Below are 22,568 nucleotides of genomic sequence, written 5' to 3' on the forward strand. Positions count from 1 at the left end.
CCTCCAAGAAGAGTAGGGAGTAACATTTGGAATAATAATGATTTGCAGCAAAAAAATGCAAGGAAGTGAACCGGCCGCTATGTGAGCGAGCCCGGGCAAGCTTCCTTGCATTTATTGTGTCCGGGTCTAGAGCACGCGCTGCATGTGCAGAATTACGTTGCTCCAATATCCGCTGTCCAGCTCACTGATCTGTACGCCAGGGTCACCCCAGGTGTGAATGAAATTCCCACCGCCGATGTAGATACCGACGTGACCAGGAACCGCGTCGCTCTCGAAACGTCCGGGTACGGTGAAGAAGATCAGATCGCCGGGCTCCAGCGCGCTGCGTGACACCCGTCTGCCGATGTTGTCCTGATCTTTGGCCAGCCGGGGCAGATCCACCCCGAACTTCTGAAAGACATGGCGTGTAAAGGACGAGCAGTCGAAGCGCTTGGTCTCTTCATAGGGTCCGGCGCCGAAATCGTAAGGTACCCCAAGAAACTTTTTGGCATAGGAGACCAACTCGCCTGTGTCCACATTCGATACACTCTGAATCCGCAGCGGCTTCGGAGCTTCTGCCTTGGCGGAATCCTCTGTGCTCTCCCTGTCGGAAGGAGTCGCGATATTAATCTCGCCAGTAACGGGATTCCAGCCGACCTCAGTCTGTAGCAGCTTGGACAAGGCGGTAGGGGTGATATAGATTTGACCTTCACGGCGGAGGGGGACATCGGGAAGGGTGATTTTCTGGCCCAATGAGAACACCTGGCTGGAATCCGGCCGCAGCATATACATTACATCACTATAGCCGAGCTTGGTATAGCCGCCGCTTGCCGTGTCATCCTTCATCCGGAAGCCGATGGAGGCGACAGCCGGTTTGAGCGGAATCCAGTACTTGCCTTCCTTGTCGGTAAAAGAATTCTTCTCATAGTAGCTGCCCGCAAAAGTTCCGGTTGGGGTCAGCGAGTTAACCTTGGGAGTGCTGTCCTTGCTGGTGTAGCTGCAGGCGGTTGTTCCCGTAATGGCGGTAACCAGGATAGCGGAGGACAATAACATTTTGCTTGTACGCAGATTGATTATTGGCATTGGGCACGCTCCATTTTCAACTTTAAGGTAAGTTTGTGCAGGACCGCTTTTTTTATGTGCTGCAGGCTTTAGCAAACAATGTCAAGATAAACTGCAGATTGTTGAAGCGGGTGGACATTCATTGTGCGTATTTTGTAAAATATGGCCCCCACTTAAATGATTGACGGGAAATCAACCTACATATAATATATGTTTAATAGATTCGGGGAGCGGATGGGGACAGGGTGCAGGCCTTCGCTTTAATGCTTTTAAAGATGAAAGCGATAATGCTGGACCGCTAGCCCAGGTTCTCGCGCTGAACCCGTACAAGAAGAGGGGTTATCTCATGAAGACAAAGAAGATTTGGATGGGGCTTAGTATGGCGTTGATGCTCGTTGCTGCCGGTTGCGGGAACAATAATGCTCCAGTGAAAAATAACGCGGGCACCGGAAATGCTCCGGCCGCAGCAACGGAAGCTCCAGCCTCGGGTGCAGGCTCAGGCGATGCCAAGTCCTACAAGATTGCTATCTCGCAATATGTTGAGCATCCGTCTCTGGACGCCACCCGCGAGGGATTCCTGGCTGCGCTGAAGGATGCAGGGATTGTCGAAGGGGAGAACCTGAAGGTGGATCTTCAGAACGCCCAGGCTGATCAGGCCAACAACCTGTCCATTGCCCAGAAGATTGCCGGCGACAAGAACGATCTGGTGCTGGGGATTGCGACACCTTCAGCTCAGGCAGTTGTTCAGAAAGTGAAGGACACTCCGATTCTATTCGCTGCGGTAACCGACCCTCTCGATGCCAAGATTGTCAGTGATCTGGAGCATCCCGGAGGCAATGTGTCCGGCGCATCGGATACCAATCCGGAGTCGATTACCCGCCTGATGAACTTCATTGCCACGCAATTTCCCAAGGTGAAGAAGCTGGGCCTGGTCATTAATGAAGGAGAGCCGAATGCTGTAGTTATGGCGGATATCGCCAAAGGTGAGCTGGACAAGCACGGGATTGAGCTGGTGAAGGCGGCGATTACCAATACTTCGGAAGTGAAGCAGGCTGCAGAATCGCTTGTAGGGCGTGTAGATGCGCTGTACATTACGCTTGATAACTCCGTTGTCAGCGGTGTAGACTCGATTATCCAGACGGCTAATGACAACAAGCTTCCGTTCTTCTCGGCAGACCGTGATACGGTGGAGAAGGGTGCTTTTGCTACAGTAGGTTTCAAATACTATGATCATGGCTATCAGGTCGGCCAAATGGCGGTAGAAGTGCTTAAGAACGGAAAGAGTCCCGGTGATATGAAGGTGACGATGCAGGAGAAGCTGGACTTGGTCCTTAACCTCAAGGCAGCGGCAGCACAGGGAATTGAAGTGACCGATGCCATGAAGGCTGAAGTGGCTGACCCGGGCAATAATATTATTCAATAACCTATAGAGTTCATAAACAGGGCGCGTCCGAGGGTGGGCGCCCTTTGCCGCTTGAGGGAGGAAGTCAGCAATGTATAATTCATTAATCGGGGCTCTGGAAATGGGCCTGCTCTACGCATTCATGGCACTTGGGGTGTATATTACCTTCCGTATTCTGGATTTTCCCGATCTGACGGTGGATGGAAGCTTTACAACCGGCGGCGCGATTGCTGCAGTGATGATCAGTAGCGGTTACTCTCCATTACTGGCGACTCTGTGTGCACTGCTCGGCGGAATGGCGGCAGGAATGTGTACTGGTCTGCTCCATACCAAAGGTAAAATCAACGGCCTGTTATCAGGGATTCTGATGATGATAGCCCTGTATTCGATCAATCTGCGGATTCTGGTGAAGCCGAATGTCTCCGTGATGGGGGAGGATACGTTATTCAGCTCCATTAATCCTCTGCTGGTTATGCCTTTTATCGTCGTGCTGGTCAAAATCCTGATGGATCTGTTCTTGCGCACTGATCTGGGGCTGGCCCTGCGGGCCACCGGCGATAACTCGCGGATGATCCGCAGCTTCGGAGTGAACACTGATACAACAACCATTATGGGAATCAGCCTGTCGAACGGGCTGGTGGCGCTCTCGGGCGCATTGATCGCCCAGTATTCTTCCTTCGCCGATGCTTCAATGGGGATAGGGATGATTGTCATCGGGCTTGCATCGGTGATTATCGGGGAAGCGCTCTTCGGTGCGAAGAACGTCTTCCGGGCGACACTGGCTGTATTGCTTGGCTCAATCGTGTACCGGATCGTCGTCGCTCTGGCACTCCGGGTATCTTGGCTTAAGGCTTCCGACCTCAAGCTGATCACCGCAATTATCGTTATTATTGCGCTCGTCTTCCCGTCGGTTCAGCGGTATGTGAAGCAGAAGAGCACGGCCCGCAGACGGACCGCAGAGCTTGCTGAGCTGGCTCAGCGCAGTAAGCAGAGAGGAGGGGCCGCTAATGTTGAAGCTTGATAATGTATGTAAGCTGTTCAACCCCGGCTCACCGGATGAGAAGGTCGCGCTGCTGGGAATTGATCTTGAACTGAACGCCGGGGATTTCGTAACGATTATCGGCAGTAACGGTGCCGGCAAATCTACGCTGATGAATATTATCTCAGGCGTGATGAAGCCCGATCTGGGGGAAGCGCGTATTGAGGGCAGCTCGATCAGCCATCTGGCGGAATACCAGCGCGCACGCTGGATCGGCCGGGTCTTCCAGGACCCGATGGCCGGGACTGCTCCGCATATGACGATTGAGGAGAACCTGGCTATGGCCTACAAGCGGGGCAAGCCCCGCGGGCTGTCCTTGGGTGTCAACGCGCAGAGACGTACGCTGTTCCGCGAACAGCTCAGCCGCCTGGGCATCGGCCTCGAGGACCGGCTCCGGGCCAAGGTGGGGCTGCTCTCGGGAGGCGAGCGTCAGGCGCTGAGCCTGCTGATGGCAACCTTCACCCAGCCGCAGATTCTGCTGCTGGATGAGCATACAGCCGCGCTTGACCCATCGCGCGCGGAGCTAATCACCACCCTTACGGAAACCATTGTCCGTGAGATGAAGCTGACTACGCTGATGGTTACCCATAACATGGATCAGGCGATCCGGCTGGGCAACCGGCTTATCATGATGGATAAAGGGTCGATCATCCTCGATTTCGATGAGACACGCAAGAAGGATCTGACGGTAGAGCGTCTGCTTGGCGAATTCGAAGCGATCAGCGGCCATAAGCTGGCTGACGACCGGATGATGCTGGGCTGATTTTGGATCATTATTCTTTAGCGTTAAGGCTTGATCTGACGCCGGTTCAACCGGCACGGGTCAAGCTTTTTTGAAATATAAAAATTTATATGTTTCACGCTATAACTTATCCTTCTATTTCTCACTGAAACGGTACCGTCCTTTAAAAGGAAGGCGCAGCCGTTTCCGTTTTCCATTTCAGGCGCTATGTTCCGATTCACTTCCGGGTATGAGAGGTAAAGTTAAGGGAAAGAACATAACTTGAACATCAAACACCAATGGAGGCGACTGCACATATGACTGCGAAGAAACTGGAAGGCAAGGTAGCGATTGTTACAGGAGGCGGCTCGGGTATCGGCCGGGCATCTGTGCTGGAGTTCGCCAGAAGCGGAGCCAAGGTGGCACTTCTGGACCGGACGGTGGAGAATGCGGAGAAGGTGGCCGCTCAGATCAAGCAGGAGGGCGGAGAAGCCGCAGTGTTTGAATGCGACATTGCTGATCCGCAGCAGGTGGAGCATGCCGTGAACCAGGTAGTGGAGAAGTGGGGACAGCTGGATGTGGTCTTCGCCAATGCCGGGATCAACGGCGCCATGACACCGATTGAGACAATGGACATCGAGTCCTGGGACCAGACGATTCAGATTAATCTGCGGGGCACCTTCGCCACCGTCAAATATGCGATTCCCCATCTCAAGGAGAAGGGCGGCAGCATTCTGATCAACAGCTCGATTAACGGCAACCGGGTATTCTCCAATGTCGGGTTCTCTGCATATAGTACAACCAAGGCGGGGCAGGTGGCTTTTATGAAGATGGCTGCGCTTGAGCTGGCCAAGTACAAGATTCGTGTAAACGCTATCTGTCCGGGAGCCATTACCACGAATATAGATGATAATACCTATCCTTCGGATGATCTTAAGGAAGTGCAGATTGAAGTGGAGTTCCCGGATGGCGGGCAGCCGCTGGAGAAAGGGGCGGGGCGACCAGATCAGGTGGCCAAGCTTGCGTTGTTCCTGGCTTCTGAGGATTCTGATCATATCACCGGTACGGAAATCTACTGTGACGGAGCAGAATCGCTTCTGCACGGCTAATCCTTCTATAAGTCACTCATCGCTCATATGATGGGATAAGTGAGGTCTTCTCTGAAGCGGACGATGTTCCTTGCCGGGGCCTCAGGCAGTACTGCCTGAAGCTCCCGGTTAGCAGGGATACGCGTCTGTTTCTTTTTTTGAACAGGGGGCAGAAAATTTCAGTAAAGATTGCAGCGTATTTCAGGTATACTGATTCTATGTGCCATGACGGGCGAGAAAGGAGGAAAATAAATTATGAATATGGACCTGCTGCATACAGAATCAATCATTAAGCTGCTTGTGGCCATGCTGTTCGGGCTGTTCATCGGCATTGACCGCCAATTGAAACAGAAACCGCTGGGAATCCGGACCAGTATGGTCATCAGTATCGCCAGCTGTCTGGTTACCCTGGTATCTATTCACGCGTATGACAAATTCGGTGGACCTGAGCATCCGAGCATGGACCCGATGCGTCTGGCGGCGCAGATCGTCAGCGGCATCGGTTTTTTGGGGGCGGGTGTCATTCTGCGCAGAGGCGGAGATGCCATCTCCGGGCTGACCTCGGCGGCGCTGATCTGGACGGCTTCCGGCATCGGGATTGCGGTCGGCGCGGGCTTTTTTGTAGAGGCGGGTTATGCGGTTATACTGCTTATGTTCGCGGTTAACGCTGTACCTCATCTGATCAAGGCCATCGGACCTGAGGTGCTGAACAAGCACGAGATCTCCATCAAAATCATTATGGAACCCAACTATATCCTGACGGATGTCATCCAGAAGATTGAGCAGCGGAATGTCATGACCGACCAGCGCAAAACGCGCAAAACCGGCCGGACCATCCGGCGGATGAAGATCAAGGATCTCGATGATGGCAGGCAAATGATCGATATGGTCGTCTCTGCGCCAGACAAGGATTATGCTACGGAAATCTATTATGATGTCAAAAAAATCGAGCATGTCATGAGTGTCGAAGTGGAGCAGCTATAAAAATGGCATGTTTCCATTCCGGCAGATGTGGTACTCTATCTATGAGAGAGTCATTTTGAACATATGGAAGGGGATTAATGTAATGACATCGATTACAGCATTTGAAGGACACTATGAGGGCGAAGCTGCTGTCTGGCTGAAGGCTGGCCGTTATGAAGCGGCTATTCTGCCGGGCATCGGCGGGAATCTGATCTGCTTCCGTGATACTGAGAGCGGTTACCGTTTCCTGCATGAGCCGGGCGCGGAGGAGATGGAAGCATTCAAGGCGAACCCGGGCATTCACGGCATTCCTGTGCTATTTCCGCCTAACCGCTATGAGGATGGAGAGTTCCCTTGGAACGGACAGACCTACCACCTGCCAGTCAATGAAGCTAAGACCGGCAATCATCTGCACGGCTTCCTACATACAGCTGCATGGGAGGTAGAGGAATTCGGCACCGGCAAAAGTGAAAGCTTTGTCACTGTAGCTATTAAGGTGGATGAGAATCATCCGTCCTATCAGTACCTGCCGTTCAAATACACGGTCAAGCTGCGCTACTCGCTCGGTGAAAGCGGCCTGTCCCAGCAGCTGCTGGTCCACAATGACGGCGATGTGCTGATGCCTTGCCTGCTGGCGTTCCATACGGCTATTAATGCTCCATTCGCACCAGGCAGCAGCGCGCAGGATTACCGTGTTAAGCTGACGATTGGCGAACGTTGGGAGCTTAATGAGCGGATGCTGCCAACCGGTAAATTCCAGGAGCTGACGGCCGATGAGGTGGCTCTGCGCGGCGAAGGATTGTATCCGTTCTACGCGTCGATGGACAACCACTATACTGCAGCCGCCCAGAATGGACGGAACCGGATGGAGCTTACCGACAGTAAGGCTGGAGTTACGCTGGTGTATGATGTGGGCACCTCGTATAAGCAATGGATGATCTGGAACAACGGCGCGACCGAAGGCTTCTTCTGCCCTGAACCGCAGATCAACCTGGTGAATGCGCCGAAGGTGGATCTGCCTGCTGATGACATCGGTTTGTTCGGGCTGGAGCCTGGGGAATATTGGGAGGAGAGCAGCCGGATATACGTGAAGTAGGCTTAGGCTCGGGCGTCATTCCGGTGAATATTTGGACTTCCGGCCGCTGTTGTCCCCAGATTTCTTGATTTGTACCGCTTACTGCGGTGGAAACCCGGGGACAAAGGCGGTCGCTGCCGCTCCTACAGTTCCAAAATTCCCCTCCAATCCTTTGGCCTAATTATTAATTATCCTTTCAGTCTATCCTGCTGGGATGAGAATAGAAAAGATAAGAGAGCAGCGTCTGAAATTTGGATGCTGCTCTCTTTTTGCTGGGAGTAACTGGCTGTAGGCTCATTGCCTTATTGAGTGCTTTCAGAAGCGGAGACAGTTGGAAAAAATCCACTTGCTGATGGGCGGAAGAAGGCTGGTCGAGAAGCAGTTGGAAAAATAGCATTTGTTGAACCAGATTTCCTTCAAAAGAGCCCTAATCCGCTTGTATAGATGTAGTTATTCCAATTGCTTCAGCAAAATCGGTAGAATCCGGAGTATTAAACTACGTTTTTCAACTTGTTATCCTTCGGCTACTTCGCCGATAGCTTTTTTTTGAAGAGGGGGGGTATCCAGCAAGCGCACGTTTCCTCCCCAAATCCTAGTGGAACAGGAGAAAAATAGAGGGTGTGCCCAATTGGATGCTGAATTTTAAGGCGGTTTTAAGCTAAAAGGCGTATACTACTCCTTTAACAGTTAGGAGTGAATGAACTTGTCAAGGTTATTGCCATCGAAGCGTTTGTCGTATTTATTGATTATTTTGCTGGCTATAGGGTTTGGGCTGAATTTGTTTTTGCAGGCTGCTTCTTTTCGGATGGATGTGCTTCATACGCTAAAGTGGGTTGGCGCTTATCCTTGGCTGTATTGTACTGGAAGTCTGTTTATTTTCTTCATCCTGCTCTTAAGCTCAGTGATTGTGCCGAACGCGTATGCGGGACCGGCAGTGGTCTCGGCGCTGTTCGTTCTGCTCGGGATTGCCAGTGATCAGAAGCTGGCTACGAGAGGCGAACCGCTGTTTCCGTGGGATCTGATGCTGCTGAAGAATGCCGGTGAGATGAGTAAAATCACCAGCGGGATGATCTCTCCGCTTGCTATAGGGGCCGCTGTTCTGCTGGTTGCCGGTCTGGTCCTTGTGATTATTAAGCTGCCGAAGAACCGGATCAGACTGTCCTTGCGCGTGACGCTGGCGGGGATCTCTGTAGGGCTCAGCGCATGGTTTCTTGTGCTGGTTACCGGTCAATCTCCTGTTGTTGCAGCGATGAGCTATCAGAACATCTTCTGGAATCAGAAGGTGAATTATACCCAGAACGGGTTCGTATATGCCTTCGCCGGGAATCTGCGGCAGAGCCTGATGGACAAGCCGGAGGGCTACAGCCGTGAAGCAGTTGAAGCGGTGGCTGCTAAGTATTCGGCATTGCCCGATGTGCAGGTGCAGGCCGCGCCGGAGGAGCAGCCGAACATTATGTTTATGATGAATGAGGCGTTCTTTGACCCTACGCGTCTGCCTGGGTATACATTAAGCGAAGATCCGCTGAAGTTCATCCATGGGGTGGCGGGCCAGACGCCGTCCGGTTATTTGCTGTCCCCGGAATTCGGCGGCAATACGGCCAATGTGGAGTTCGAGGCCCTGACCGGGCTGTCGATGTATTTTCTGGGGGATGGAACGATTCCTTATCAACAGCGCATCGTCAAAATGTCCTCCCTGCCGTCGATCGTCAGTATTCTGAAGGACAGAGGGTATGAGGCACTGGCGCTGCATCCGTTCGATGAGACCTTCTATAACCGGAACCGTGTGTATCCGGTGCTGGGCTTCAACCGCTTCACGAGTGAGAAGGATCTGCCGGAGGCTGACCGCCTGACTCCAGGGGGGTATGTCTCGGATAAAGCGGCTGTACAGGAGGCAGTCCGGCAGCTTCAAGCGGCTTCGGGCCCGGCATTCCTGCATCTGGTGACGATGCAGAATCATTTTCCATTCACCAAAGGCCTGAACGGACCGAACACAATCACCGTCCAAGGAGGCCTGCCGGAGCAGAAGGATGAGCTGGAGACTTATATACAGGACACCAAGCTGACAGACGAGGCCATGGCTTATCTCCAGCAGGAGCTGCTGAAGATAAAGCGTCCGACCCTTGCGGTGTTCTGGGGAGATCATCTGCCTGCGCTCAGCGCCGGGATCTATACCGCAGCAGGCTGGGATCAGCAGCCAAGGCTGAAGCATGAGACGAAGCTGTTGGTGCTCGCTAACTTTGAGATCGGGAAGGAGCCGCTCGGGACGCTTAGCCCCGCCTTCCTCGGCCCTGCAGTCTTCCGGTTATCCGGGCAGACGTTGCCAGCCTTCTACAAGCTACTGGAGCAGGTGCGGGCGGAAATTCCCGGACTCAGCAAAAAGGTGCTGATCGGGCCGGGCGATAACGGAATCCTGAAGGAATTAACCCCGGAGCAGCAGGCGCTGCTGAATGACTACCGTCTAGTAGAATATGACCTGCTGGAAGGGGAGAAGTACGCGGAGTCTCTGATGTTCTGAGCACTCCGTCAGGGCTTAGCGCAGCCCCACATCATGGAAGCGGTTCTCGATCGGCTCCCGCAGCAGCAGACGGATGGACTGGATCGCTGCGGTCTCTATACGCTTGGCTTCCCGGAGGAGCGGCAGCAGGCTCTCAGCATCAATGGAACATGGTGCCTCTGGAGCTTGCACGGGCCTCTCGTTAAGAGCGTCTGTAATTTCATTATAGACAGCGGCTAGAGCCGTATAATGTTCGGCAATCCCTTCGAGTTCGGGCCAGTACAGGCTGGCTTCCCTGGCGTAGGCAGCCGTATCCTGTTTCATACCAGCATAGAAGACCAGCGTCTCATAGGCTCCGGCAGCATCATAGCTCTTATCCGCTAAGGCTACCAGCACAGCGTCATAGGCCTTGAGGCCGCAGGCATATTGCGATTCCGGCAGCATCAGATCATGGACCTCTGCCTTGTACACCGCTTGAATGAAGGACTCTCTGATTACCTGAAGAGTATCTTTTTGGACCTGACCTTCATAGATCTGGCCGTACCAATATGGTGACTCATTTCTTCCGAGTTGATCATAAGGCAGCTCCAGCTCAGCGGCAGCATCACTCTCCTTGTAATAGAAGAGCTGCCGCTCATCATCATAGCGGGTAATCACTACGAAACGGTCTTTCCAGCAGACCACCCCGGTGCCCTGCTCAAGGGATTGGCGGATTGCCGTAATAGCCTGCTTCTGATAGAGAGGGAAGGTGGGGCTGAAGTTAAAGCCTGCACCCTGACTGGCGATAATGCCGATCAGATCAGCCGCTACGAAATGTTCAGCTGCCCAGTTATAAGCCGTAGCAGAATCCGGGTGAAGCTGCCTGTGCACCGACAGGCGGAAGCATAAGGCCGTCATTCCGGCCAGCATGGGCTTCGACAGCGTGAACCAGCCTTTAGCCGACAGGACCTGATGCATGGCATCCGCAAAAGAAGATGCGAGCGGCACACGCGGTTGATCCGCAGTGGCTGAAACGTGCTTGTTATAATGGTCATTCATCGTGCGGTATGCGCCCCCCATCTTGGCAGTGTGGACCGCTTACGGTCCGGGTACTGTCCGGAGATTATTTTGACCCGCCCCATGGCCTGCTCCTCAAGCTCCAATGCCCTCTCCAAAGCAGCACAGAGGGACGGAAGCTGTTCCTCATTCAGCAGCTTGCCGCTGTTGTTCTCAGAGATTGCAGCCGTGAGCGGCCCCCTCAGTCCTTCCACCAGCTCAGCATACAAGTGCTGAACCTCCTCCAGCCCCGGCAATACAGACTGAACCTCCCGCAGATAAGCGGAGATTTCGATCCTTGATGTCAGGTAGGATTCCAGGATGTAGACAGCGCCGTAGCTGTCGAATCCGCCCTGCTGAAGCGCCCGGATCAGGAAGCTGTAGGCCAGGCGGCCTGAGCCGAGGCTTACGTCAGGAAGTGTTTTGTGAGGAGTCTCCCAATCCTCCAGCGCAAGGCGAAGCGATTCGAGCACAGTATCCTGCAGCGGAATCTTCACCCGCTCTCCAACATACGTACAGTCCCAGAAGGGCGTAAAGTTAAGGCCGAAGTTATCATATAACACATATTGTGTCTCGCCGGACCAGCCATCCTGTACATAGAACACGCGGTCATCCTCATCATAACCATGAATCACTCCGAATTCCGGTATCCAGTAGATGCAGGCCAGGCCGCGGTCGAGACTCAGCTTGACACCGTCAATAGCGATGCGCTGATACTCCCCGAACGAATCATGTCTGGTTCGCCCGCCGTCATCCAGCAAGAAGATCCCGAGGTTATCGACAGCCCGGCGATGCTCTGTGCCCCACTGTCCGTAAGCTGTAACAGACATGGGGAGGAGCTTCTCGTGCACGGTGAATTTGAAGGCCATGCCGCTTAGCCCGGAGAGCATGAATTTTGGACCCTCGAATAAACCGGCGGCAGTGGTTACGGCATAGAGCGCATCGGTAAAAGATTTCGATTCACGCTTCATCTGAACGTCAAGAATTACGCCTGATCGTTTGCTCACTGTTCATTCTCCTATTCATCCAGCCGTTTCAGCGTTGCCTTACATATACTGCGAAGCTTGTCCTTAAGCCATTTGGGGGACAGGAGGGCATTCCACTCCGCCTGGAGCAACTGAGTAATAAACGCGCTGGTATCATAAAAATCAACCTCATAGACCTCATCAGCGGCGGCACGGAGCTGATAACCATCCCATGAGCTATCCTGAGGTATTCCGTTCATACGGATTCTCGCCGTGAAAGGCTTCAAGGGTCTGGTCTGCTCTGCCGTTGCTGCCGGGCCGTCCTCCACGGGGATGAAGACCCTGCCGGTCAGCGTTAGCTGGCGGATGTCAGACAGGCTGAAGTACTCGTTTCGCCCGTCTCCCTCCACAGCGGCCACCAGATAATCTTCCTCTACCCGCCGGCTTAGCTGCTGGGGGCAGAGATATAGCTCCTGCGGAGTGTCCTGTCTGTTCCTGTAAAGAACATGGACCACCCTGCGGGCCAGGATCGCCTGCTCCAGCATCTCCATCATCTGTATGCGCTGGGCATTCACTTCAAAGACTGGCAGCTTAAGCTCTCTATCCGTAAGCGGCTGCTCGGTGAACCGCTCCAGCAGACTCCCGACCTTGCGGATACTCTGGGCATTCTCATAATCATAGTGACTATACCGGTAAGCCAGATATTTAAGCACCCGCTGCTCCTCGTCCGTAATGTACAGATGAGGCAGCACGAAGCTGTTGTTCTGATATATATATCCGCGCTGCTTCGCCACATACTGGAGCGGAGCCCGCAGGGATTCTGTCAGGTATTCAATATCCCGCTGCGCCTGGCGCCTCGAGATCTCGAACTGTTCCGCCAGCTTACTGCTGTTCGGATATGCAAGCTGGCGGATCTGCTGGTCAAACCACTGAATCCGGTGAATATGGCTCATACTAGGGCTCCGCTCCTTTCTGTAAGCCTCCAGTATAGCTGGTGATGACGCATTAGACCAGAGGTGAGCATTCCCCGTCAAGAAACAAGGATGCTGCCCGGCATCCATGCGCGAAGCATGAAGCAGGGGGCATCCTTGCGTCAGTTTACCGGTTTGCTGCGTCCACTCTAACCTGCGCGGCTTTGTCACAGCGCTTGCAGACCTTCAGGGCGGTGCCGTCGGATTTTATTTTGGTGTAGAGCAGCTTGATTCGGGTGGTTCCGCAGACCGGACAGGTGCCGCGTCCACGGGAAGGAAGGGTCCAGAGTACCCGTCCGCGTTTGGTTTTTGACATTCTTGTAATCCTCGTTTCATTGAATTGATGGTACCTGTACAGTATAAAATAGCTGGTACGACATAAAATGTCGCAGCAGATATTGAGTTTTTAACTATAGGCCCTGTAACGTAATTGACGGAACGGCTGCCAAGCCAGTAGACTAGATTGGACATAGATGGAAGAACCTGGGGCCCTTGTGCCTTCGGCATTCATTTTTATGAAAGGGGTTACATATGTGAAAAAGCTTTGGCTCGTCTACGTGCTGCTAATCGGCATCTTCGTGCTCTACGTGCTGAATTACAAGCAGCAGGGGAATACGGCAGATCCGTGGGAGACTACCGGACTGCGCGGCAATATTGAGGACAAATACGTAATGGTTACGTTCCAGATCGGTATTGATTACTGGAAAAGCGTGCTGAAGGGCTTCGAGGACGCCGCAGAGGAGCTTAATGTATCCGTCGAGTATCACGGCTCCACCCAGCACAACGCGAATGAACAGATGACGGTGCTGGAGCAGACCATCGCCAAGAAGCCGGCGGGAATTGCCATCTCGGCCGTGAATTCCAAGCTGCTTACTGCGACGATTAACAAGGCTGTGGAGAGCGGCATTCCAGTGGTGCTGTTTGATTCGGGCGCTGAGGGCAGCAAGGCGTATTCCTTCCTGGGAACGGACAATTATAATGCCGGAACGAAGGCGGCGGATAAGATGGCCGAACTGACCGGAGGCAAGGGCGAGGTCGCCATTATCACCACACCGGATCAGCATAATCATCAGGAGCGGACGGACGGCTTCACGGATACAATCCGCAGCAAGTACCCGCAGATGAAGCTGGTGGCGGTCAAGGATGGGCGGGGAGATCAGGTGGCGTCCAGGGAGGCTGCCGAGCAGCTGCTGGCGCGGTATCCGCAGCTGGCCGGGATTTTTGCCACGGAAAGTAATGGCGGTATCGGGGTTGCGGAAGCCGTGGAAGCTGCTCCAGGCAGCGGACCGGTCCCGCAGATTATCAGCTTCGATACGGATAAAGGCACACTCGATCTGGTGAAAGAAGGCAAGATTGCCGCAACCATGGCCCAGGGCACCTGGAATATGGGGTATTGGTCGCTGACCGAGCTGTTCCATCTGCACCGCGATTTGGAAGCCGATCCTGAAGCTTATGCCAATAACAAGCCCCTGCCTGTCCCCGATTCTGTAGATACCGGAATCGATGTGGTCACACGGCAGAATGTGGACAATTATTATGCCAAATAGGCGGCAGAGGGGGAGCCTGTGATGCGCAAGACCGGCGTGACGATGGAGAAGCTGAAGCTGAATAATATGCCGATCCGCTATAAGCTGATTATTCACTTCCTGCTGATTAGCATCCTGCCTTCCATTGGACTTGGGCTGTTGATTGGCTGGACGGTGGACCGGATCGTAGAGGAGCAGAGCACTGAGAACACGATGCAGCTCATCCGCAAGGTGAATACGGCCATTGAGAGTGACGTAGAGAATTTGCAGAAAATTACATACCTGATCTCATTCGATCCGGGCGTCCAGAAGTTCCTGAAGGGAGAGCCGCCGGTTCCGGCACAGCCAGACCCCGCAGCAGGTAACGGGGAATCGGCGGAATACAATATCCGCAAATTTCTGCAGGGCTTCACCACGCTCAGCTCCGAGATAGCCGGCATTATGCTGGTCAACCGTGAAGGCGGTTTCATCAGCAATGAGATGTATACCCGTTCCGGTACCCGGCTGACGGAGGAGAGCTGGTACAAGCAGGCGGTAGAGAATAAGGGGATCTTCCTGATTGTCGGGCATCCGTATGGCCGTGCGGTCAGGTCCCATGTGGACTATAAGGAGAGCGAGGTAGTCTCTGCTGTTCGGGCGATTGTGAATCCAGAGACGCAGGTGGTGCAGGGCGTGGTGCTGGTGGATCTGAAGCTGCGGGTGATCGCGGAGACGGCCAGAGATGTCACGCTCGGCAAAACCGGATATCTGACGGTGGTGGATAATCGCGGAGAGATGATTTATGCGCCGCAGCACCCTTTAATGCGTACCATCCCGGCAGGTTTGTTCACCGAGTCCTCGGGCATTACCTCGGAGACCGTAGACGGCCGCAAGCTTCAGCTGATCTACCGGACCTCGCCGTTTACCGGCTGGACCACGATGGGCGTATTTCCAATGAATGAATCGGCCTACGGAATCCGCGAGATCACGTTCAATGTTGTCACCTTTGTATTTGTGGTCTGTATGCTGGGCATGACCGCATCGTTCTATCTGGCCTATTCGATCTCCCGTCCTATCGGCCAGCTGGCCTCCTTCATGAGCAAGGCACAGTCCGGCGATCTGACGATCCGCTACTGGGGCAGCCGTTCCGATGAGATCGGGCTGCTCGGCCGCAGCTTCAATACGATGCTGGCCCAGATTGGCCGGCTGTTATCTCTGACCGAGCTTCAGGCGCGGCAAAAGCGTGAGGCGGAGTTGCGCAGTCTTCAGGCGCATATCAAGCCGCATTTTCTGTACAATACGCTGGATACGATTCACTGGATGGCCCGCAGCAAGGGGGCGGAGGATATCGCCGAGGTGGTCCAGTCCCTCTCCAGGCTGTTCCGGCTGGGCTTAAGCAAAGGGAGCGATATCATACCGCTCTCCGATGAACTGGAGCATATCGTCAGCTATCTGAAAATTCAGCATGTCCGTTACAGCACCAAGCTGACCTATTCCATTGAAGTGGAGCCGCACTTACAGGAGCTGTATGTGCTTAAGCTGCTGCTGCAGCCGATGGTGGAGAACGCGATCTATCACGGCATTAAGGAGCGGCGCGGCCCCGGACTCCTCTCCATTGCAGTCGTGGAACGGGACAACGACCTGTATCTTACCGTACGCGATGACGGTGCAGGGATGTCTGCGGATAAGCTGAGGGAGCTCAGGCGGCGGCTCGAAGCGGTAGGTACAGAAGAATTGGAGCGCACGGAGACGGACATGGCTGGAACAGGCAGCGCAGGAAGCGGCTATGGCATATTGAATGTGCAGGCGCGGATCCGGCTGACCTACGGAGAGCCGTACGGTATCCAGATTGAGAGCGGACCGGGACAGGGGACGCTTGTAACCGTACGTCACCCGGTTGTTCGTGAGAGTTACCCTGAGAAGTACTAGGACAGAGGAGGAGAATACGCAGATGATAGACAAATGGAAAGTAATCATTGCCGATGATGAACGCATTATCCGGGAGGGCATCCGGCAATGCGTGGACTGGGATAGCCTCGGTCTGGAGGTGGCCGCAGAGGCAGAAGACGGGGAGGAGGCGTTGGAGCTGGCCGTGGAGCATACAATACATATCGCCCTGGTCGATCTGAACATGCCGATTATGCACGGCATGGAGCTGATGAAGCGGCTGCGGGAAGCGCTGCCCGGCTGCAAGATTATTGTGATCACCGGCCACGATGAATTCGCGTATGCACAGGAGTCGATCCGGCTGCAGGTGAATGATTATATTCTCAAGCCTGCGGAGCCGAAGCAATTGATGCAGGTGCTGCGGGGCGTACGAGATGAGCTGGAGTCCGAGCGGCAGCAGAGCCAGCATCTGGAGCAGGCCTCCCGGCAGCTGATGAAGAACTTCCCGCTGCTGCGCGAGCGCTTCTGCCAGGAATGGCTGGACGGCAATCTGAGCCAGGCGGAGATCAGGGAGCAGCTGCAGTTCCTCAAGCTTCCTCCGCAGCGGCCGGAGCTGATCGGCATCATCCGCTGGAGGTGGGAGGGCCAGCATCCGGCGATGAAGGAGAAGGAGCGGCAGCTCTTCTTGTTCGCCATCGAGAATATCGCCGCCGAGCTGTTGGACCCGTATCCCAAGGTGATGTTCCGGGATGCCGCCGGACTGATCGTTATCCTGCTCTGGGATGCCGCCGGTGAGCGCATCCTGGCAGGAGTGGAGGCCGCTGTGCGCCGCCATCTCAAAATCGCCGTTGAAGTCGGCACCCGGCTGATCCAGGGAGAGATTACAGAGCTGGCCGCCGCCTACCGGAGCTGCCGGGTGGCGCTGGTCAAGGAGCAGCCGCTGTCCCCGCTCGTCCGCCGGGCCAAGCAGCATATCCAGGAGCACTACAGCGAATACGGGCTTACCCTGGAGGCAACAGCAGGCTTGCTTCAAGCATCCCCGGTCTATCTGAGCCGCTTGTTCAAGCAGGAGCTGGGCGAATCCTTCGGCACGTATTTGACCCAGACCCGTATCCGCCGGGCCGCCCAGCTTCTGCATTCAACCGAGCTCAGTATTAGCGAGGTGGCGGAGCAGTCGGGCTATGAGACCCAGCATTATTTCAGCACCGCCTTTAAGAAGCAGACCGGAGTGGCACCGCTGCAGTTCCGTAAAGGGGTGCAGGCTGAAGTACGCGGTGAGAGTAAGGGAGATTAGCAATCGGAATTATAATTATAGCTACTATAAACTACCTCCAAAGCTATAATAATTGTTTGTGAAGCGCCTGTGGTCAATCGGCTACAGGCGTTTTTTCGTCGTATGTGAAACTATGATCGCTTCGCTTCCTTAATTCGACTTTCCAGAGGCTAGTCAAAGGTTAATGGGGTTAGATACACATAAGTTATATTTTCACAAAAATAGTAGCCTCAGTGTAAATACGGCACCTGCTCCCGGTTGCTATACTCGATTTGTCACACGGGAACACCTGTGGAAGACATCAGAATAGTTCAGGGGGTAGTGCAGGAATGAAAAGATATTCAATGATCACGCTTCTTCTAACACTGGTACTCATCTTATCTGCATGCGGTAACAGCGGTAATTCATCCAGCAGTGCCGGCAGCTCTTCCGGCGGCGGGGATACATCCAAGGGCAAGGTGGGCATTGCGATGCCAACCAAATCTTCGGAGCGCTGGGTGAATGACGGCAACAACATGGTCAAGGAGTTCGAGAAGCTGGGCTACGGCACGGATCTGCAATATGCGGAGGATGTTGTCGAGAATCAGGTGTCGCAGATTGAGAACATGATCACCAAAGGCGTGAACGCAATTGTAATCGCTTCAATTGACGGCGAGGCGCTGACGGATGTGCTGCAGAAGGCGCATGACGCCAACGTTAAGGTCATCGCTTATGACCGTCTGATCAAAAAAAGTGAATTTGTAGACTACTATGCGACTTTCGATAATTTCAAGGTGGGCGTGCTGCAAGGCTCCTACATTGAGGAGAAGCTTGGCCTGAAGGACGGCAAGGGCCCGTTCAACATCGAGTTGTTCGGCGGATCGCCGGATGACAACAATGCCTACTTCTTCTTCGATGGCGCCATGTCGATTCTGAAGCCGTACATCGATTCCGGCAAGCTGGTGGTCCGCAGCAAGCAGCTTACGATGGATAAGGTAGCTACGCTGCGCTGGGACGGCGCTGCCGCCCAGTCACGGATGGATAACCTGCTGAGCGCGAACTATGCAAGCGATAATCTGGACGCCGTCTTGTCTCCATACGATGGTATCAGCATCGGTATCCTGTCTTCGCTCAAGGGTGTAGGCTACGGTTCCGGCGACAAGAAGCTTCCGGTAGTTACCGGACAGGACGCCGAGCTGGCCTCCGTGAAGTCCATTCTGGCTGGAGAGCAGACTCAGACGGTATTCAAGGATACCCGCGAGCTGGCTAAGAAGGCGGTGGAGATGACCGAGAGTGTGCTGAAGGGGACCGAAGCCGAAGTCAACGATACCACTACCTACGACAACGGAGTCAAAATTGTCCCGTCCTACCTGCTGGAGCCGGTCTCTGTGGATGCGGGCAACGTGGATAAAGTGCTGGTAGACGGCGGGTACTATACCAAGGAACAGCTGGGACAATAGCCGTCATTTTACAGGTCTAGCGGGTACCGGCGGCAGCCGTGAAGTGCAAGGAGCGCCGCCGGAGAACCGCTGCACAGTCACAAGGAAAGCTGGGTGAGAGGCACTTGAGTGAAATTATTTTGGAGATGAAAGGCATTACCAAGACATTCCCCGGCGTCAAAGCGCTCTCGTCAGTCAATCTGCAGGTGAAGGCAGGCGAGATCCACGCCCTCTGCGGAGAGAACGGGGCAGGCAAGTCCACACTGATGAAGGTGCTTAGCGGAGTGTATCCGCACGGGACGTATGAAGGGGATATTTTGTACCAGGGACAGGTATGCCAGTTCAAGGATATTAAGGACAGCGAGGGCCTGGGAATCGTCATTATCCATCAGGAGCTGGCGCTGATTCCGTATTTGTCGATTTCGGAGAACATCTTCCTCGGCAATGAACAGGCCAGACGCGGGGTGATCAACTGGAACGAAACGACGGTCAAGACCAAGGCGCTGCTAACCACCGTCGGCCTCAAGGAATCGCCGTTTACAGGAGTCTCTACGATAGGTGTCGGCAAGCAGCAGCTTGTAGAGATCGCGAAGGCGCTCTCCAAGGAAGTGAAGCTGCTCATTCTCGACGAACCGACAGCGGCGCTGAATGAGGATGATAGCGAGAACCTGCTGCTGCTCATTCTGGAGCTGAAGAAGCAGGGGATATCTTCGATTATCATTTCCCACAAATTGAACGAAATCGAGAAGATAGCGGATTCGGTCACGATTCTGCGGGATGGACAGACCATCAAGACTCTGGATATGAAGCAGGATGCCGTTACTGAGGATGTCATTATCAAAGGCATGGTCGGGCGCGATCTGACGAACCGTTATCCTGAGCGCACACCGAACCTGGGGGAGACGATCTTCGAGATCCGCGACTGGAACGTCTATCACGAGACGCAGGCGGACCGCAAAATGCTGGATCAGATCCATCTCCACATCCGGCGCGGCGAGGTAGTCGGTATTGCCGGGCTAATGGGCGCGGGGCGCACGGAGCTGGCGATGAGTGTGTTCGGCAAGTCTTATGGCAAGCGGATCAGCGGCCAGACTTTTATGCACGGCAAGGAAGTGCACCTGAATAACATCAGCCAGGCGATAGAGCATGGGTTAGCCTACGTGACCGAGGACCGCAAGCATTACGGCCTGATCCTGATCGACGATATCAAACGGAACATCTCGCTCAGCAGTCTGAAGAAGCTCTCCCGCCATGGCGTCATTAATGAGAACGAGGAAGTGCTGGTCGCAGAGGAGTACCGCAAGAAGCTGAACATCAAGACCCCCAGCATCCTGCAAAAAACCGTGAATCTCAGCGGCGGCAACCAGCAAAAGGTGGTGCTCAGTAAATGGATCTACGCCGGACCAGATGTTCTGATCCTCGATGAGCCTACCCGGGGCATCGATGTCGGGGCCAAATATGAAATTTACTCCATTATCAACAGCCTTGCCGCAGAGGGGAAGGGCGTGCTGGTCATCTCTTCCGAGCTGCCGGAAATTATCGGGATGTGCGACCGGATCTACACCATGTGCGAAGGGCGGATCAGCGGGGAAGTGGAGCGGAAGGACGCCACGCAGGAGCTTTTGATGAAATTTATGACACGAAGCAGGGGGTAACACCGCATGGGAGCTATTAGTGAACTGTTCAAAAAAAATATCCGCCAATACGGCATGATCATTGCCTTGATCTTTATTTCGGTGTTCTTTCAAATTATGACGGACGGCATCCTGCTGAAGCCGCTGAACGTGACCAATCTGATTCTGCAGAATAGCTACATACTGGTGCTGGCGATCGGGATGGTGCTAGTGATCATCACCGGTCATATCGACCTCTCCGTCGGCTCGGTAGCTGCCTTCATCGGCGCCCTGTCGGCCATTATGATGGTGGATATGGAGCTGAATCCCGTACTGGCTGTAGTGATTTCGCTGTTGATGGGTGCTCTGGTCGGGGCCTGGCAGGGCTTCTGGGTCGCTTATGTCAAAATCCCGGCGTTCATCGTTACCCTGGCAGGCATGCTGTTGTTCCGCGGCCTGACGATGATCGTGCTGAACGGGCAGTCAATTGCGCCGTTTCCGAAGACGTTTCAGAAGATCAGCTCCGGGTTCATTCCCGATGTCGCAAGCGTGGGTTCGCTGAATGTGCTGACTCTGATCATCGGCGTTCTGCTGTCGCTGCTGGTGATCTATCAGGAAATCCGCAGCCGCCGGATCACGGTGAAGTACGGCTTCGAGCAATCGCCAGCTTGGATGTCTGTTGCTAAGGCCGCTGCACTGGTGATCGTCATCAACCTGTTCACTTATGTTCTGGCGCAATATAACGGGATTCCTAACATTCTAGTGATTCTGATGGTGCTGATCGTGATTTACTCCTTCGTCATGAACCACATGACCATGGGGCGGCATATCTACGCCCTGGGCGGCAATGAGAAGGCGGCAAGCCTCTCCGGCGTCAAAACCAAACGGGTGACCTTCTGGGTATTCGTCAACATGGGCGTACTCGCTGCCCTGTCCGGTCTGGTCTTCGCGGCACGCCTGAACTCAGCCACCCCTAAGGCAGGTACGAACTTCGAGCTGGATGCTATCGCTGCCTGCTTCATCGGCGGAGCCTCTGCGTCCGGGGGAATCGGAACCGTGGTCGGCGCCATTATCGGCGGTCTGGTCATGGGCGTGATGAACAACGGCATGTCGCTTGTCGGCCTCGGCGTTGACTGGCAACAGGGAATCAAGGGATTGGTGTTGCTGCTTGCCGTAGGCTTCGATATCTATAACAAGTCGAAGACAGCCTGATCTAAGGATAAAAACGGGCCGGAACTGCTCCTGAGGGAGTGGGTCCGGCTTACCTGTCGTTCAAGTCTTCCCGCGCAGCTTGCAGCATCTGCCTCTGGCATGGATAATAGCACCTAAGGTGCTTTATATTTCATGCTAGTAACAGGAGGCTACAAATGCAGATTATTGCCATGCTTACCATGCTGATTGACCATGTTGGGCTGATCTTTTTCCCGGGTGAGCTTGCCTGGAGATATGTGGGGAGAATTGCCTTCCCGATCTACTGCTACGCGCTGGCGCAAGGCTATATCCATACCTCCTCCAGACCCCGCTATCTGCGGCGGCTGCTTGTCATCGCTGTGCTGGCGCAGATTCCGTACAATCTGGCGATTCATCCGGGAGGCTGGAACGTCGTATTCACCCTGCTGATCTCAGCGCTGGTCCTTGCCCTGCTTGATAAGCTGCCCAATCTGTGGGCGGGTATTCCGGTAGTGGTAGTCGCTGTGCTGCTGATGGATGCGCTGCCGCTCGACTACAACGCTTACGGCCTGCTGCTGGTGCTGATCTTCCGATACACCCGTTCTTATGTGCTCGTGCTGGCGCATTTGGCGCTGAATGTATTCTATCTGTTCTATTATAATTGGCTGGTGCAGATGGCCAGCATTATTCCGACCTTTCTGATTGCGCTGACCCCGGGTTTTTGGGTGCTGCTGGAGAAGAGACGTCTGCCGCGCTGGGTTTGGTGGAGCTTTTATCCGGCCCATTTAGTAATACTTGCCTTGGTAAAGTTTCTCTTTTTCAAAGAATGGGTATTTATAGAATGGCGGAGTTTATTTAGCGTATGAGGGTTCATCATTTCCAGGTGCTGTATTTACAAATTGATGCTC

Annotated in this window: 19 protein-coding genes; 14 read left to right on the forward strand and 5 right to left on the reverse strand. The window is 54.1% G+C overall.

The features are described 5' to 3' along the window. Positions 1-126 precede the first annotated feature (126 nt). Positions 127-1,062 (reverse strand): C40 family peptidase, encoded by a 936-nt coding sequence (locus MKZ07_RS04360; RefSeq protein WP_235218405.1) that lies wholly within the window; start codon positions 1,060-1,062, stop codon positions 127-129. Positions 1,063-1,387: 325 nt separating this feature from the next. On the opposite strand from MKZ07_RS04360, the gene MKZ07_RS04365 reads away from it, so the two are divergent. The 7 genes from MKZ07_RS04365 (at position 1,388) to MKZ07_RS04395 (ending at position 9,844) form a co-directional block, all read left to right on the forward strand. After that, positions 1,388-2,464, forward strand: a complete 1,077-nt coding sequence (locus MKZ07_RS04365; RefSeq protein ID WP_036694482.1) for an ABC transporter substrate-binding protein — start codon at positions 1,388-1,390, stop codon at positions 2,462-2,464. A gap of 70 nt (positions 2,465-2,534) precedes the next feature. Further along, positions 2,535-3,464 carry an ABC transporter permease gene (locus tag MKZ07_RS04370; RefSeq protein ID WP_036694477.1) on the forward strand — a complete coding sequence of 310 codons (930 nt, stop codon included), beginning with the start codon at positions 2,535-2,537 and terminating at the stop codon, positions 3,462-3,464. Further along, on the forward strand, positions 3,451-4,245 hold the full coding sequence (locus MKZ07_RS04375; protein ID WP_036694476.1) for an ABC transporter ATP-binding protein: 795 nt from the start codon (positions 3,451-3,453) through the stop codon (positions 4,243-4,245). The genes MKZ07_RS04370 and MKZ07_RS04375 overlap by 14 nt, the downstream gene beginning before the upstream one ends. 275 nt (positions 4,246-4,520) lie before the next feature. After that, positions 4,521-5,312: an SDR family oxidoreductase gene (locus MKZ07_RS04380; protein WP_341024700.1), complete on the forward strand. Its 792-nt coding sequence runs from the start codon at positions 4,521-4,523 to the stop codon at positions 5,310-5,312. Between the two features lie 240 nt (positions 5,313-5,552). After that, positions 5,553-6,275 (forward strand): MgtC/SapB family protein, encoded by a 723-nt coding sequence (locus tag MKZ07_RS04385; protein ID WP_036694574.1) that lies wholly within the window; start codon positions 5,553-5,555, stop codon positions 6,273-6,275. 82 nt (positions 6,276-6,357) lie between these two features. Then, on the forward strand, positions 6,358-7,350 hold the full coding sequence (locus MKZ07_RS04390; protein WP_036694474.1) for an aldose 1-epimerase: 993 nt from the start codon (positions 6,358-6,360) through the stop codon (positions 7,348-7,350). A gap of 682 nt (positions 7,351-8,032) precedes the next feature. Next, positions 8,033-9,844, forward strand: a complete 1,812-nt coding sequence (locus tag MKZ07_RS04395; RefSeq protein WP_162174456.1) for an LTA synthase family protein — start codon at positions 8,033-8,035, stop codon at positions 9,842-9,844. A 15-nt stretch (positions 9,845-9,859) separates the two neighbouring features. On the opposite strand, the gene MKZ07_RS04400 is transcribed toward MKZ07_RS04395, so the two are convergent. The 4 genes from MKZ07_RS04400 to MKZ07_RS04415 all read right to left on the reverse strand — a co-directional run bounded on the left by MKZ07_RS04400 (position 9,860) and on the right by MKZ07_RS04415 (position 13,110). Then, on the reverse strand, positions 9,860-10,861 hold the full coding sequence (locus MKZ07_RS04400; protein WP_341024703.1) for a hypothetical protein: 1,002 nt from the start codon (positions 10,859-10,861) through the stop codon (positions 9,860-9,862). Further along, on the reverse strand, positions 10,858-11,865 hold the full coding sequence (locus MKZ07_RS04405) for a hypothetical protein (RefSeq protein ID WP_341024705.1): 1,008 nt from the start codon (positions 11,863-11,865) through the stop codon (positions 10,858-10,860). Before MKZ07_RS04405 ends, MKZ07_RS04400 begins: the two co-directional genes overlap by 4 nt. Before the next feature lie 11 nt (positions 11,866-11,876). Next, positions 11,877-12,776, reverse strand: a complete 900-nt coding sequence (locus MKZ07_RS04410; RefSeq protein ID WP_036694470.1) for a helix-turn-helix transcriptional regulator — start codon at positions 12,774-12,776, stop codon at positions 11,877-11,879. Positions 12,777-12,921: 145 nt separating this feature from the next. Continuing rightward, complete coding sequence (locus MKZ07_RS04415; RefSeq protein WP_076154758.1) at positions 12,922-13,110, reverse strand: hypothetical protein; 189 nt, start codon at positions 13,108-13,110, stop codon at positions 12,922-12,924. A 217-nt stretch (positions 13,111-13,327) separates the two neighbouring features. On the opposite strand from MKZ07_RS04415, the gene MKZ07_RS04420 reads away from it, so the two are divergent. From MKZ07_RS04420 to MKZ07_RS04450, 7 genes are all read left to right on the forward strand, one after another. Further along, the gene (locus tag MKZ07_RS04420) at positions 13,328-14,341 is read left to right on the forward strand and encodes a substrate-binding domain-containing protein (protein ID WP_036694467.1); all 1,014 of its coding nucleotides are present in this window, start codon (positions 13,328-13,330) and stop codon (positions 14,339-14,341) included. A gap of 21 nt (positions 14,342-14,362) precedes the next feature. Next, on the forward strand, positions 14,363-16,228 hold the full coding sequence (locus MKZ07_RS04425) for a cache domain-containing sensor histidine kinase (RefSeq protein ID WP_341024711.1): 1,866 nt from the start codon (positions 14,363-14,365) through the stop codon (positions 16,226-16,228). A gap of 22 nt (positions 16,229-16,250) precedes the next feature. Further along, positions 16,251-17,480, forward strand: coding sequence for a response regulator transcription factor (locus MKZ07_RS04430; protein ID WP_076154762.1), 1,230 nt, complete (start codon positions 16,251-16,253; stop codon positions 17,478-17,480). 308 nt (positions 17,481-17,788) lie between these two features. Then, entirely contained in the window at positions 17,789-18,898 is a 1,110-nt protein-coding gene (gene chvE / locus MKZ07_RS04435) for a multiple monosaccharide ABC transporter substrate-binding protein (protein ID WP_036694464.1), read from the forward strand. Positions 18,899-19,002: 104 nt separating this feature from the next. Next, a complete protein-coding gene (gene mmsA / locus MKZ07_RS04440; protein ID WP_036694463.1) occupies positions 19,003-20,532 on the forward strand; it encodes a multiple monosaccharide ABC transporter ATP-binding protein in 1,530 nt (509 codons plus the stop codon). A gap of 6 nt (positions 20,533-20,538) precedes the next feature. After that, complete coding sequence (gene mmsB, locus MKZ07_RS04445) at positions 20,539-21,702, forward strand: multiple monosaccharide ABC transporter permease (protein WP_036694461.1); 1,164 nt, start codon at positions 20,539-20,541, stop codon at positions 21,700-21,702. 155 nt (positions 21,703-21,857) lie between these two features. Then, positions 21,858-22,526: a TraX family protein gene (locus tag MKZ07_RS04450; protein ID WP_036694460.1), complete on the forward strand. Its 669-nt coding sequence runs from the start codon at positions 21,858-21,860 to the stop codon at positions 22,524-22,526. The last annotated feature ends 42 nt before the right edge of the window (positions 22,527-22,568 follow it).

This window comes from Paenibacillus sp. FSL P4-0338, from assembly GCF_038002365.1.
Classification (GTDB): Bacteria; Bacillota; Bacilli; order Paenibacillales; family Paenibacillaceae; genus Paenibacillus_AQ.